13 protein-coding genes are annotated in these 12,995 nt (G+C 70.5%); all 13 read left to right on the top strand.

Annotated features, from left to right (window positions below; genetic code table 11):
* The first annotated feature begins 228 nt into the window (after positions 1–228).
* Positions 229–1,572 (top strand): flagellar filament capping protein FliD, encoded by a 1,344-nt coding sequence (gene fliD / locus I8J32_RS12805; protein WP_207526604.1) that lies wholly within the window; start codon positions 229–231, stop codon positions 1,570–1,572.
* 7 nt (positions 1,573–1,579) lie between these two features.
* Positions 1,580–1,969, top strand: a complete 390-nt coding sequence (gene fliS, locus I8J32_RS12800) for a flagellar export chaperone FliS (protein ID WP_200612795.1) — start codon at positions 1,580–1,582, stop codon at positions 1,967–1,969.
* 8 nt (positions 1,970–1,977) lie between these two features.
* A complete protein-coding gene (locus I8J32_RS12795; protein WP_200612793.1) occupies positions 1,978–2,289 on the top strand; it encodes a hypothetical protein in 312 nt (103 codons plus the stop codon).
* Positions 2,286–2,870: a PilZ domain-containing protein gene (locus I8J32_RS12790; protein ID WP_245156331.1), complete on the top strand. Its 585-nt coding sequence runs from the start codon at positions 2,286–2,288 to the stop codon at positions 2,868–2,870. The genes I8J32_RS12795 and I8J32_RS12790 overlap by 4 nt, the downstream gene beginning before the upstream one ends.
* Positions 2,871–3,553: 683 nt before the next feature.
* Complete coding sequence (locus I8J32_RS12785; RefSeq protein WP_200613191.1) at positions 3,554–4,180, top strand: response regulator transcription factor; 627 nt, start codon at positions 3,554–3,556, stop codon at positions 4,178–4,180.
* A 204-nt stretch (positions 4,181–4,384) separates the two neighbouring features.
* Positions 4,385–5,779, top strand: coding sequence for an RNA polymerase factor sigma-54 (gene rpoN / locus I8J32_RS12780; protein ID WP_200612791.1), 1,395 nt, complete (start codon positions 4,385–4,387; stop codon positions 5,777–5,779).
* Positions 5,780–5,789: 10 nt separating this feature from the next.
* On the top strand, positions 5,790–6,170 hold the full coding sequence (locus tag I8J32_RS12775; protein WP_200612789.1) for a response regulator: 381 nt from the start codon (positions 5,790–5,792) through the stop codon (positions 6,168–6,170).
* On the top strand, positions 6,167–7,684 hold the full coding sequence (locus tag I8J32_RS12770; RefSeq protein ID WP_200612786.1) for a sigma-54 dependent transcriptional regulator: 1,518 nt from the start codon (positions 6,167–6,169) through the stop codon (positions 7,682–7,684). Before I8J32_RS12775 ends, I8J32_RS12770 begins: the two co-directional genes overlap by 4 nt.
* A gap of 96 nt (positions 7,685–7,780) precedes the next feature.
* On the top strand, positions 7,781–8,143 hold the full coding sequence (gene fliE, locus I8J32_RS12765; protein ID WP_200612784.1) for a flagellar hook-basal body complex protein FliE: 363 nt from the start codon (positions 7,781–7,783) through the stop codon (positions 8,141–8,143).
* Positions 8,144–8,280: 137 nt separating this feature from the next.
* Complete coding sequence (fliF, locus tag I8J32_RS12760; RefSeq protein WP_200612781.1) at positions 8,281–9,984, top strand: flagellar basal-body MS-ring/collar protein FliF; 1,704 nt, start codon at positions 8,281–8,283, stop codon at positions 9,982–9,984.
* Between the two features lie 10 nt (positions 9,985–9,994).
* Complete coding sequence (gene fliG, locus I8J32_RS12755) at positions 9,995–10,981, top strand: flagellar motor switch protein FliG (RefSeq protein WP_200613189.1); 987 nt, start codon at positions 9,995–9,997, stop codon at positions 10,979–10,981.
* Positions 10,978–11,604 carry a FliH/SctL family protein gene (locus I8J32_RS12750; protein ID WP_200612779.1) on the top strand — a complete coding sequence of 209 codons (627 nt, stop codon included), beginning with the start codon at positions 10,978–10,980 and terminating at the stop codon, positions 11,602–11,604. Before fliG ends, I8J32_RS12750 begins: the two co-directional genes overlap by 4 nt.
* Positions 11,601–12,971, top strand: a complete 1,371-nt coding sequence (fliI, locus tag I8J32_RS12745) for a flagellar protein export ATPase FliI (protein ID WP_200612776.1) — start codon at positions 11,601–11,603, stop codon at positions 12,969–12,971. Before I8J32_RS12750 ends, fliI begins: the two co-directional genes overlap by 4 nt.
* The last annotated feature ends 24 nt before the right edge of the window (positions 12,972–12,995 follow it).

Genomic DNA, 12,995 nt, shown 5'->3' with positions numbered 1-12,995 from the left:
TCCACGCCGGGCGCGGGGTTTCCCGCGCCCGGTGGTTTTCCGCGGCACGCAAGACGCTTTTCAGATCGCACGCGATTGGCTCCAACTTCGCAGCACGCAATTGGCAACACGCATTTCCATCCCTCCCGCCGAGGCCCCCGCCATGCGCTCCGACCGACCCGCTCCACGCCCGTCGATCGAGTCCTTCGCGGCCGCCTGGGCGGGACTTTTTTCTGACCGGGTGTCCTCATGGCCGGCATAAGCAGCGGCGGCATCGGCAGCGGCCTGGACGTCGCCACGATCGTCCAGCAGCTGGTCTCGGCCGATCGCGCGCCGACCGACGCGCGCCATGACCGCACCAGTCGCCAGCTGCAGGCGCAGATCTCGGCGATCGGCACCCTGCGCAGTTCGTTCTCCAGCCTGCGCACGGCCGTGGCCGCGCTGTCCTCCAAGGACGCCGCACAGGCCCGCAAGGTCACCCTGCCTGCAGACAACAACTTCACCGCCACCGCGACCGCGGGCTCGGCGGTCGGACAGTTCCAGGTCGAGGTTCGCGCACTGGCTTCGTCGCAGCGCGTGGCTTCGGGGGCGTTCGCGAAGGCGGACACCGTCGTGGGCACCGGCACGCTGACGCTGACCGCTGGCGAGACCACGCTGAGCGTCGAGATCGGCGCCGGCAAGAACACGCTGGCCGGCATCCGCGATGCCATCAATGCCACGGCCGGCGGCAAGACGGTCACCGCCAGCATCGTCACCGGTGACGACGGCGCGCACCTGGTGCTCAACGCCGTGGATTCTGGTTCCGCCGGCGCGCTGAAGATCGCCGCCAGCGGCGGCGATGGCGGGCTGTCGGCGCTGGCCTACCAGCCGCCCGCGGCCACGCAGATGACGGTGGCCGCACCGGCGACCGACGCGATCGTGAAGGTCGACGGCATCGAGCGGACCAGTTCCAGCAACACGTTGACCGACCTGATCGGCGGCGTCAGCCTGACGCTCACCAAGGCCGAGCCCGGCACCACGCGCGAGCTGAAGATCGCCAGCGATCCGTCCGCGCAGCGGTCCTCCGCCAAGTCCTTCGTCAACGCCTACAACGGCGCGATGGGTGCGATCGGCACCACCACCGCCTACAACACCAGCACCCAGGTGGCGGCCGCGCTCAATGGCGACGCCATGGTCCGCGGCGCCAGCCGCGAGCTGCGCGACATCGTCAGCGACAACATCACCGACCTCAAGTCGCTCGGCATCACGATCAACAAGGACGGCACCCTCAAGCTCGACGAGGCCACCTTCGATGCCGCGGTGGCCAAGGACCCGGGCGTGGCCGCCCGCCTGTTCGGCAGCGGCGACGGCACGATGGCGTTCCGCCTGGACGCGGCCCTGGATCGGCTGCTCGACGACGGCGGCATGATCGACAGCCGCAGCGACGGCCTGGAAAACCGCACCAGATCGCTGCAGAAACAGCGCGACGCACTCGACTTCCGCATGACCCAGGTGGAGGCGCGCTACCGCGCCCAGTTCACCGCCCTGGACGCGATGGTCACCAAGCTGCAGAACACCAGCAATTTCCTTTCACAACAGCTCAGCAGTCTGTGAGGTTCCGATGCACGCCCGCCACCTAGCCAACCAGTACCGGCAGACCAGCGTGTCCAGCGCCGTGCTGGATGCCAACCCGCACCAGCTGGTCAGCCTCATGCTGGCCGGCGCCCGGGAACGCGCGCGCCTGGCCATCGCCTGCCTGGACCGCGGCGACCTGCCGCGCAAGGCGCAGGCCATCACCGACGCCAGCGCGATCATCGGCGGCCTCAACGGCGCGCTGAACCTCGACGCCGGCGGCGAGATCGCCAGCGGACTGCAGGCCCTGTACGACTACGCCCAGCGCCGCCTGCTGTCGGCCAACCTGGACAACGACGCCGGTCCGCTGCGCGAGGTCGACGACCTGCTCGGCGACATCGAGTCCGCCTGGCGCGCGATCGCGCCCGACCCGGCCTGAGCACGTCCATGGAAGCTGCCTTGAACGTCGCCCGCAACACCGTCCCCAACCTGCCGGCCGACAAGATCCGTCACGCGATCGACAGCGGCGAGTGGACCCAGGCCGCCGAGCTGCTGGCCATGCACCAGCACGAGCTGGCCTACGCCTTGCGCAAGGTCGACTGGGCCACCTGCGACCGCGGCCCCTGGCTGGAACTGCTGCTGGCCCAGCGTGCATTGCTGGGCGAACTGCAGTCCGCGCGCGGCCAGATTTCCACCGCGCTGGAACGTCTCAACGCCGATCACCGCGGCGCCCGGGCCTGGCTGCGGGAACTGGCGTGAGCATCCTGGTCGGCAGCGCCCCCACTGCATCGCAGGCCGCGGCGCACGAGGCCCTGTTCGGCGACGCCCTGGCGTGCGACGAAGTGCGCCCCGCCGCGTTCCTTACCGGCAGCACGAGCGGCGCGCGCCTGCGCGTGGATGCCGCCAATGGCGAAGCGCTGCTGCGGGCGCTGGCCATCGTCGAAGACGGCCTGCGCTCCGAGGAGCCCGAGCCGGGCTCGGACAACACCATGCACCGGCTCGAAGCCAAGCTCGACCTGCTGACCTCGCTCGTCGCCGGCCTCGTGCCTGCCCAGGACACCCTCGCCCTGCTCCCGCTGCGCTGGTCCGCCCGCGGCGCCTGCCTGCGCGTGGACACCCCCGTTCCCGCGGGCAGCGTCGGAACCCTGCGCGTGCAGCCCGTGGACTGGCTGCCCTCGACGCTGGTCCTGCCCGTGCGGGTGCTCGCCTGCGAGCTGGTGGACGGCCTCTGGCAGCTCTGGCTGCGCTTCGACAGCCTGCCTCCCGCACTGGAAGCGGCCCTGGAACGGCACCTGTTCCGCATCCACCGTCGGGCCATCGCCGAAACGCGGCGTCGCTGAGCGCCGCGCGTGCCGGCCATCGCCGAAACCCGGCGTCGATGAGCGCCGCCCGCGGCGTCCCCCATGCCCGACCCCCGGCAATCCGGCCATGGTCCGGATTGCATTCGCGATCTCCTGCTCCTGGGCGTTCGGGTCCGAAAAAGACTCGTGCGCGTCCGAAATCTGGACGCGCGCGTCCCGAAACGGGACGCCAGCTACTGATTTTTGGACGCTCGCGTCCGAAAAAGACTCGCGCGCGTCCAAATTTTGGACGCTCGCGTCCCGAACCAGGACGGCGCCGTCCCGAAATTGGACGCGCGCGTCTGATTTTTGCCCGGCGACGAGCAAAATTTGGACGCGCGCGTCCCGGATTTGGACGCGAGCGTCCAAAAAAGACTCGCCGCCGTCCCGATTTTGGTAGCTGTCGGGCGGAGGTGGGCCCGCGCGCGCGCAGGGAATGGGACGCCGGCGTCCCGAAACGGGACGCTCGCGCCGGTCGGGACGAACGTGCGGGGCACGGCGAGGCCCGTGGTCCGATCCGCTTCACCTGCCCGGGTGATGGCAGGCCTGCATGCGGCATGCAGACTTGCAGGGCCACGGTGACCCGATCGCACCCCACCCCATACGGCCACACTCCGTGAACGCGGAAATACCCCCGCGGCCGTAAGCTGGCGGGCAACAGGGAGTGACCGGGGGTCCGCATGGTGCGAGTTCTGATCTGCGATGACCACACGCTCGTCCGGGCGGGCCTGCGGCGGCTCGTGGATTCCTTTGACGGGATCGAGGTCGTCGCCGACGCCAGCAACGCCGACGAGGCCGTGCTGCGCGCCAAGCAGGAACTGCCCGACGTCATCCTGATGGACGTCACCATGCCGGGCCGCAGCGGCTTCGACGCACTTGCCGAACTGCGCGTGGCGCGACCGGAAATCGCAGTGGTGATCATGTCGATGCACGACGACTCCGTGCACGTGCGCGAGGCACTGCAGCGCGGCGCCAGCGGCTTCGTGGTCAAGGAAGCCGCGCCGGCGGAACTGGAGGTTGCGATCCGTGCGGCAGCGGCCGGGCGCACCTTCCTCAGCCCGCAGGTGTTCGCGCCCCAGGCGCAACCCCAGGCACGTTCGCTGCATGGGGACGTCGACCGACTGTCCAAGCGCCAGCGCGAGATCCTGGAAGCGCTGGGCGCCGGCCGCACGACCAAGCAGATCGCCGGCGATCTTGGGCTGAGCGTGAAGACGGTGGAAACGCACCGGTCGCGGATGATGGAAGTGCTGGGCTGCCGGAATTCCGTCGAGCTGCTGCGCGTGGCCATGCGCCTGCACGACCGGCGTTGAAGCACGGCCGCTTACTTTGCTGAATCCCAACACAAACCTACTGCCGCTTCCGGACGTGCCGGGGCCGGGTGCGACAAACCGCGTCAGTATTACGACAGCGTGTAGGGAAAACCCCTAGTCCACCCCGGGTTTGCCCCGATTAGATAGCCGTCACGCAAAGTTCACGATTCCCCAACGCGATCGGCACGCTGATCAGGGGGACATGTGAAGACCAGCATCCGCACCAATCTTGTCCAGGCCGTCAACCTGACGCCGCAGCTGCTCCAGCAGATCCGGCTGCTGCAGCTGAATGCGCAGCAGCTGGAGCTGGAACTGCAGCAGACCCTGGCGCGCAATCCCCTGCTCGAGCAGGAGGAGGTCGCAGACGAGGCCGAAGACGCCGGCGGAGCCGACGAGGCCGCGCTGGAAATGGCCGCCTGGGACGAGCTGCCCGATCCCGCCTTCCTCTCCGGGGGCCATGCCACCGGCGAAACCGATGACGCCACCGCCCGCATCGCCGACGAAGGCTCGAGCGATCCGCGCGTGCGCCTGCTGGACCAACTGGCGCTGACCTGGCGCCCTTGCGAACTGGCGATGGCCGCCTGGTGGCTGGACCGGTGCGACGACCGCGGCTATCTCGAACTGCCCGATGGCGAGAGCCCACTCCAGGACCTGCTCGCGCAGGGCGCGGCCGAGCTGTCGCGTCCTGCCCGGGAACTGGAGCTCGTCCGCCAGCGGCTGCTGCACGGCGACTGGCCGGGCATGGCTGCCGCCGATGTGGGCGAGTGCCTGCACGCCCAGCTGATGACGCAACCCGACGGCCCGCTGCGCACGCTCGCCCAGCGCATCCTGGTGCACCACCTGGCGCTGCTGGCGGCCCACGACGAAGCCGCGCTCGCCGCCGAACTGGGCGTCGATGCGACCCATGTGCGCGCCGCCGTGGCGCTGATCCTGGCCCTGCGCGCGCATCCGGTGGAAGCACCGGCGCAGGAGCGCGACGGCCACATCGTGCCGGACGTGGTGGCATGGCATGCCGGCGGCAGCTGGCGCGTCGCGCTGAACAGCCGCACCACGCCGCGCGTGCGGATCGCCCCGCACTGCGAGCGCGCCCTGTCCGGGGCCAGTGGCGACCATGCCGTGCTCAAGGGCATGCTGGACGAAGCCCGCTGGCTGGTCCGCGGCCTGGCGATGCGCAACGACACCCTGCTGCGCACCACCCAGGTGCTGGTCGAACGGCAGCGCGGCTTCCTGGAACGCGGCGACGAGGCCATCGCGCCGCTGACCCTGCGTGAAGTGGCCGAGGCCATCGAAATGCACGAATCCACCGTATCGCGGATCGTCAACGGCAAGTACCTGCAGACCCCGCGTGGCACGTTCGAACTCAAGCGCCTGTTCGCGGTGCGCCTGGAAGGCGCGGAGATCGGCGGCGTGGCCGTGCGCGCGATGGTCAAGCGCCTGATCGACGCCGAACCCGTGCACGCCCCCCTCGCCGACGACGTCATCGCCGGCCTGCTCGCCCGCCAGGGCATCCGTATCGCCCGGCGCACCGTCGCCAAGTACCGCGACCAGCTGTCCATCGGTCCGGTCCGCGCGCGCCAGCGCGCCCTCGCCCGTGCCTGAGGCCCTTCCCATGCGCCAACTCAAACTACTGCTGGTCGATGACCACGCCGGCTTCATCTCCGCCGCCATGCGGCACCTGCGCCGCCTGGACTGGGTGGAGGTCGTGGGCACCGCCTCCAACGGGATCGAGGCGATCGCGCAGTGCGAGACGCTGTGCCCGGACGTCGTGCTGATGGACCTGGCGATGCCCGAGATGGGCGGCCTGCAGGCTACCCGGCTGATCAAGGCGCAGGACCTGCCGCCCTTCATCGTGATCGCCAGCCATTTCGACGACAGCGAGCACCGCGCCCATGCGCTGCGCGCCGGCGCCGACGGTTTCGTAAGCAAGCTTTCCTACATCCACGACGTGCTGCCGATGCTCGAGAAGCTGGCGCAGGAGAACAAGGCATGAGCGAGTCCCGCATCCTGATCGTCGACCAGGACATGAAGCGCGCCGAACACGTGGCGAACCTGCTCGAGTTCATGGACTTCACCCCGCGCATCGCCGCCGACGCCGCGGACCTGGACCTGACGCGTGCGCGCGGCAGCGACTGGATGGCGGTGATCGTCGGCGACATCGGCGACGGCGCGGGCTGGCAGGCCTTCAGCCAATGGCTGGCCCGCGAATCCCTGCATCCGCCGGTGATGGAGCTGCCCGGCCTGCCGGCCGACGCGACCTGGCGCCCGTGCCTGCACCCGCAGAGCGTGTGGCCGCTGGCCTACCCGATCCGCCGCGCGCAACTGCAGGACCACCTGCGCCGCGCCAGCCTCAAGCGCCTGGACGACGACGTGCGCCGCGAGATCCCGCAGATCGGGCCGACCGGGCGCAGCGGCGAAGTGCTGCTGCTCAACCGCATGATCGACCAGGTCGCCCCGCACGACACCACCGTGCTGATCCTGGGCGAGTCGGGCACCGGCAAGGAAGTGGCCGCGCGGTCCATCCACGCGCGCTCCTCGCGCTGCGAGCGGCCATTCGTCGCCATCAACTGCGGCGCGATCCCGCCGGACCTGCTGGAAAGCGAGCTGTTCGGCCACGAGAAGGGGGCCTTCACCGGCGCGCTGACCCAGCGCAAGGGCCGCTTCGAGATGGCCGAGGGCGGCACGCTGCTGCTAGACGAGATCGGCGACATGAGCCTGCCGATGCAGGTCAAGCTGCTGCGCGTGCTGCAGGAACGCTGCTTCGAGCGCGTGGGCGGCACCCAGACCATCCGCTGCGACGTGCGCGTCATCGCCGCCACGCACCGCAACCTGGAAGAGCGCATCAGCGAAGGCCACTTCCGCGAAGACCTGTTCTACCGCCTCAACGTCTTTCCGATCGAAATGCCCGCCCTGCGCGAGCGCACCGCCGACCTGCCGGACCTGATCGACGCCATCACCCGCCAGCTGGCCGGCGCCGGCCGCGGCCAGGTCGCGCTCGCGGCCGATGCGGTGGTCGCCCTGCAGCACTACGGCTGGCCGGGCAACGTGCGCGAGCTGAGCAACCTGCTCGAGCGCATGGCGGTGCTGCATCCGGGCGGCGTCGTGCGCGCGGCCGACCTGCCCGCGCGCTACCGCGCGTCGATGCCGATGGGCCTGTTCGACGCGCCACCGGAACCGACGCAGATCGCCCTGCCCCAGCCGGTCGTGGGCGTAACCGCGGCACTGCCGGCCCACCAGGCCGCCAGCGCCATCGATCCCTCCAAGTACTCGCCCAACGCCACCCTGCCGCCGCAGGGGATCGACCTGCGCGGCCACATGGCCGGCATCGAACTGGAACTGATCCGCGCCGCGCTGTCGCAGACCCAGGGGGTCGTCGCGCACGCCGCACCGCTGCTGGGCCTGCGCCGCACGACGCTGGTGGAAAAGCTGCGCAAGTACGGGATCGACCGCGAAGGCGGCGCCGGCGAACTGGGGGCGGCCTCCGCCGGGCAGGCGGCGGGCTTCTGACACCGGCGGGTGGCGGATTTCCGGCGGCGTCCGGATGAGGCTTCTGGCACAGCTCTTGCCTAGTCATCGCAAGCCCTCCGGGTTGCAGACCACGCCATGACCGACGCCATCTCCTCGATCCTCTCCCAGATCCGTGCGCATGAAATGCGCGCACGCGGCGCGGGCGATGTGCCGGCCGGCACCGCGATCGGCCCGTCGGGGACGGCGCCGGGCGCGATCGGCAACAGCGCCGGCACGTCGGGCTTCCAGCAGACGCTGTCCGGGGCGATCGACAAGGTCAACCAGACCCAGGTCAACGCCGCGCAACTGCAGCAGGCCTTCGAACTGGGCGACCCGCGCGCGGACCTGGCCCGCGTGATGGTGGCCATGCAGCAATCCCAGGTCGCCTTCCGCGCCACCGTCGAGGTACGCAACCGGCTGGTGCAGGCGTACCAGGACGTCATGAACATGCCGATCTGATGAAAAGCAGGGAACGGGGGACGGAAGCAGATGCGCACATTTGATCCATTGCCGCACCCGCCTGCCGGCGCTGTCCCGCGTCCCGCGATCCGTGCTGTTTCCCCGTTCCCCGTTCCCCGTTCCCGGCCTTCGATCCCATGAGCGTCATCGCACTTCCCAAGGGCACCCCGAACGGCCTACGCGACCTGGGCTACCTGCAGGACATTCCCGCGGTGCGCCAGCTGGGCCTGATCGCGCTGGTGGCGGCCACGATCGCCGTGGGCCTGTGGCTGTTCTTCTGGACGCAGAAGCCCGACTACGTGCCGGTGCAGGCCGGGCTGGACGCCAAGTCCAGCAACGAAGCCTCCGAGCTGCTGCGCGGCGCGCAGATCCCCTTCCGCATCGATCCGGCCAGCGGCGCGCTGGCCGTGCCCACCGACCAGGTCGCCGCCGCGCGCATGGCGCTGGCCGAAGCCGGCCTGCAGGGCGACAAGGGCGTGGGCTTCGAATCCATGCAGGGCGACCAGGGCTTCGGCACCAGCCAGTTCATCGAAAACGCGCGTTACCAGCAGGCGCTGCAGACCGAACTGGCCCGCACCATCAGCACGCTGCGCCCCGTCCGCGAGGCCCGCGTCCACCTGGCCCTGCCCAAGCCCAGCGCCTTCACGCGACAGAACGAACCGGCCAGCGCCTCGGTCGTGTTGGAACTGCGCAGCGGCAGCACGCTCGAGCAGGGCCAGGTGCAGGCCATCGTGCACCTGGTGGCCTCCAGCATTCCCGACCTCGCGCCCGAGCGGGTCACCGTCGTCGACCAGTTCGGACGCATGCTCTCCAGCGACGAGGCCAGTGCCGAGGACGCGCAGGGCGCCCGGCAGTTCGAGCAGCAGCGCCGCCAGGAAGCGGTCTACGTGCAGCGCATCCAGGAACTGCTGGAACCGATGACGGGCCATGGACGCGTCAGCGCGCAGGTCAGCGTGGACATGGACTTCAACCAGACCGAGGAAGCCAGCGAGCGTTACGCCCCGCAGAGCGCGATGGTGCGCAGCGAGCAGGTCTCCGAGTCAGGCACCTTCGGCGCCGCCGGCGCAGCGGCCACGGGCCCGGCGCAGGGGGTGCCCGGCAGTGCGAGCAACTCCCCGACCGCCGCCAACACCACCGCACCGGCCGCGGCCACCGGCGCGGCCGCCGCGCCTGCTCCGGCCGCTGGCACGCCGGCCGGGGCCAGCTCGGTCTCCGGCCCCGGCAGCCGCACCGCGGTGCGCAATTACGAAATGGACCGCGTGCTCACGCATACGCGCCAGGCGCCCGGCCGCATCCGTCGCGTCACGGCGGCCGTGCTGGTGGACAACGTGCCGCAGGCCGCCGGCGAGACCGGCAAGAAGCCGGCCGCACGGCCGCTCAACGAGGCCGAGCTCAAGCGCATCGAGACGCTCGTCCAGCAGGCCATCGGATTCGATGGCCAGCGCGGCGACGTGGTGTCGGTGGTCAACGCGCCCTTCGCCCGCGAGAACGCTGATCCGGCGGCCGATTCTCCGCCGATCTGGGAGCACCCGCGGGCCCGCGACCTGCTTCGCACCATCCTGGGCGGCTTGGCCGTGCTCGTGCTGATCTTCACGGTGCTTCGCCCCGCCTTCCGCGCGCTCCTGTCACCGCGCAAGCGTGTGCAGACCGCCGTGGAACTGGTCGAGCGGGACGAGGAGATCCAGGTGTCGCTTTCTCCGCAGCAGTCCCCACGCGCTGTCGCGCAGCAGCAGGCCGCCATGAATTTCGACGAGAAGCTCGAGGTCGCGCGCACCGCGGTCAACACCGACGCCAAGCGCGTGGCCCAGGTCGTACGCGGATGGGTGGAAGCCGATGGCTGATCCCGCCGTCCTGTCCGGCGTGCAGCGCGCCGCGATCGTCCTGCTCTCGCTCGGCGAGGCGCAGGCCGCCGAGGTGCTCAAGCACATGGGCGCCAAGGAAGTGCAGAAGCTCGGCGTGGCCATGACCTCGGTCGGTGGCGTGACGCGCGACGTGGTCGCCCATGTCTTCGACGACTTCGTCGACACGCTGGCCCAGCCCGGCGTATCGGGTTCGGCCGCCGACGAATACGTGCGCGCCGTGCTCACCCAGGCGCTGGGCGAGGAACGCGCCAGCAGCCTGATCGACCGCATCCTGATGGGCCGCAACACCTCGGGCCTGGATTCGCTCAAGTGGATGGAGCCCAGGGCGATCGCCGAACTGGTGCGCAACGAGCATCCGCAGATCATCGCCATCGTCATGGCCCACCTGGACAGCGACCAGGCCGCCGAAGTGCTCAAGTGCCTGGCCGATCGCGTGCGCGTGGACGTCCTGCTGCGCCTGGCCACGCTCGACGGCATTCCGCCGCACGCGCTCAACGAACTCAACGACGTGATGCAGCGCCAGTTCGCCGGCAGCCAGAACATCAAGTCCTCGTCGGTCGGCGGCATCAAGGTCGCCGCCAACATCCTCAACTTCATGGATTCGGGCCAGGACGAAGTGATCCTGGGCTCGATCGGCGAGATCGACGGCGAACTGGGCGGCCGGATCCGCGACCTGATGTTCGTCTTCGACAACCTGGCCGACCTGGACGACCGCGCCATGCAGTCGGTGCTGCGCGACGTGCCCAGCGAGCGCCTGGCGCTTGCCCTGCGCGGCGCCGATGCGAAGGTCAAGGAGAAGGTCACCACCAACATGTCCCAGCGCGCCGCGGAGATCCTGCTGGAGGACATGGAGGCTCGCGGTCCCGTGCGCCTGGTCGAAGTCGAAGCCGCGCAGAAGGAAATCCTCGCCATCGTGCGCAAGATGGCCGAGAGCGGTGAGATCCAGTTGTCGGCGAAGGCCGAGGCCTTCGTATGAGCGCGCTGGCCGCCGACAATCCGTTCGCCCCGACCGGTCCCGCCGTGCGCTGGATGGCGCCGGGCCTGGCGACGCCGATGCAGGACCTGCCGCTGCCCTCGCCGCCGAGCGTGGAGGAACTGCAGGCGCTGGAAGCGGCCGCGCATGCCGAGGGTTTCGCGCGTGGCCACGCCGAAGGCCTGGCCGCCGGCCAGGGCGAAGTGCGCCGGATGATCGCGCAGATCGAAGGCATCCTCGACGGCTTCACCCGTCCGCTCGCGCGCCTGGACGGCGAGGTCGCCGACGCGCTGGCCGACTTGGCCGTGCGCATCACCGGCACCCTGCTCGGCCGCGAATACCACGCCGATCCCACGCTGCTGGCCGACCTGGTACGCGAAGCGCTGGACGCGGTGGGCAGCGGCAGCCGTGAAATGGAACTGCGCCTGCATCCGGACGATTTCGGCGTGCTGGCCCCGCACTTGGCCGGCCTGGACGGCGTGCGCCTGGTCATCGACGCGGCGCTGGGCCGCGGCGAGCTGCGCCTGAACAGCGAAAGCGTGCGCATCGACGGCACGCTGGCCGCGCGCCTGCAATGCGTGCTCGACGCCACGCTGGCCGCGGGCCCCGCGGACCGCAATCCATGAGCGCCACGCCCGCCTCCCACTGGCAGGAAGCGCGCAACCTGCGCCTGGCCGCGCAGCTGCGCGCCCGCGATCCGCAGCCGCCATCGGCGGGCCTGGCGCGCGAAGGCGTGCTGCGCCGCGCGGTGGGCCTCACCCTGGAAGCCTCCGGCTGCAGCGCCCCGATGGGTTCGCGCTGCCGCGTGGAAACCTTCGGCGGCCGCTGGGTCGACGCCGAGGTGGTCGGCTTCAGCGGCGACCGCACCTTCCTGATGCCGACCGCCAACCTGGAAGGCCTGCTGCCCAATGCCCGCGTCGTGCCGACGCAGCGTCGCGGTGAAGTCGCCGTGGGCGAGGGACTGCTGGGCCGCGTGATCGACAACGACGGCGTGCCGCTCGACGGTCGCGGCCCGGTGCGCGCCGAACACTTCGTGGGCTTGGCCGGCACCCCGATCAATCCGCTGATGCGCGAACCCATCACCCGCTCGCTCGACGTCGGCGTGCGCGCGATCAACGCCATGCTGCCGATCGGCCGCGGCCAGCGCGTGGGCCTGTTCGCGGGCTCGGGCGTGGGCAAGTCCACCCTGCTGGGCATGATGACCCGCTACACCGCCGCCGACGTGATCGTCGTGGGGCTGATCGGCGAACGCGGCCGCGAAGTACGCGATTTCGTCGAGAGCACGCTGGGCGAGGAAGGCCTGCGCCGCTCGGTCGTCGTGGCCGCGCCCGCCGACCGGCCGCCGCTGGCGCGCCTGCACGGCGCCCTGCGCGCGACCGCGATCGCCGAGTGGTATCGCGACCAGGGCCTGCACGTGCTGCTGCTGATGGATTCGCTCACCCGCTTCGCCCATGCCCAGCGCGAGATCGGTTTGTCGGTGGGCGAACCACCGACCACCCGCGGTTATCCGCCTTCGGTTTTCGCCAAGCTGCCCGGGCTGGTGGAGCGCGCCGGCAACGGCGCCGACGGCCTGGGCTCGATCACCGCCTTCTACACGGTGCTCACCGAGGGCGACGACCAGCAGGAGCCCATCGCCGATGCCGCTCGCGCGATCCTGGATGGCCACATCGTGCTGACCCGCCGCATCGCCGACGCCGGCCAGTACCCGGCGATCGACATCGAGGTGTCGGTCAGCCGCGTCATGCAGGACATCACCGATGCACCGTGGCGCGAGCGCATCCGCAAGCTCAAGCGGCTGATGGCCGCCTACAGCGCGCAGCGCGACCTGATCGCCATCGGCGCCTACCAGCGCGGCAGCGACCCGGCGGTCGACGAAGCCATGGCGCGGTGGCCGGCGATCCAGCAGTTCCTCGGCCAGGATGTCGCGCAGGCCGCCAATGTCGAAGCCAGCCGCGCCGCCCTGGCGCGCCTGCTCGACGAAACCTCCCTTTGATGACGCCTCCCGCGGAGACCTGAC

Origin of the sequence: Lysobacter solisilvae, from assembly GCF_016613535.2 — a bacterium.
GTDB lineage: Bacteria > Pseudomonadota > Gammaproteobacteria > Xanthomonadales > Xanthomonadaceae > Agrilutibacter > Agrilutibacter solisilvae.
Note: the sequence above shows the minus strand (reverse complement) of the source record. Positions and strands in the feature narration are given on the sequence as shown.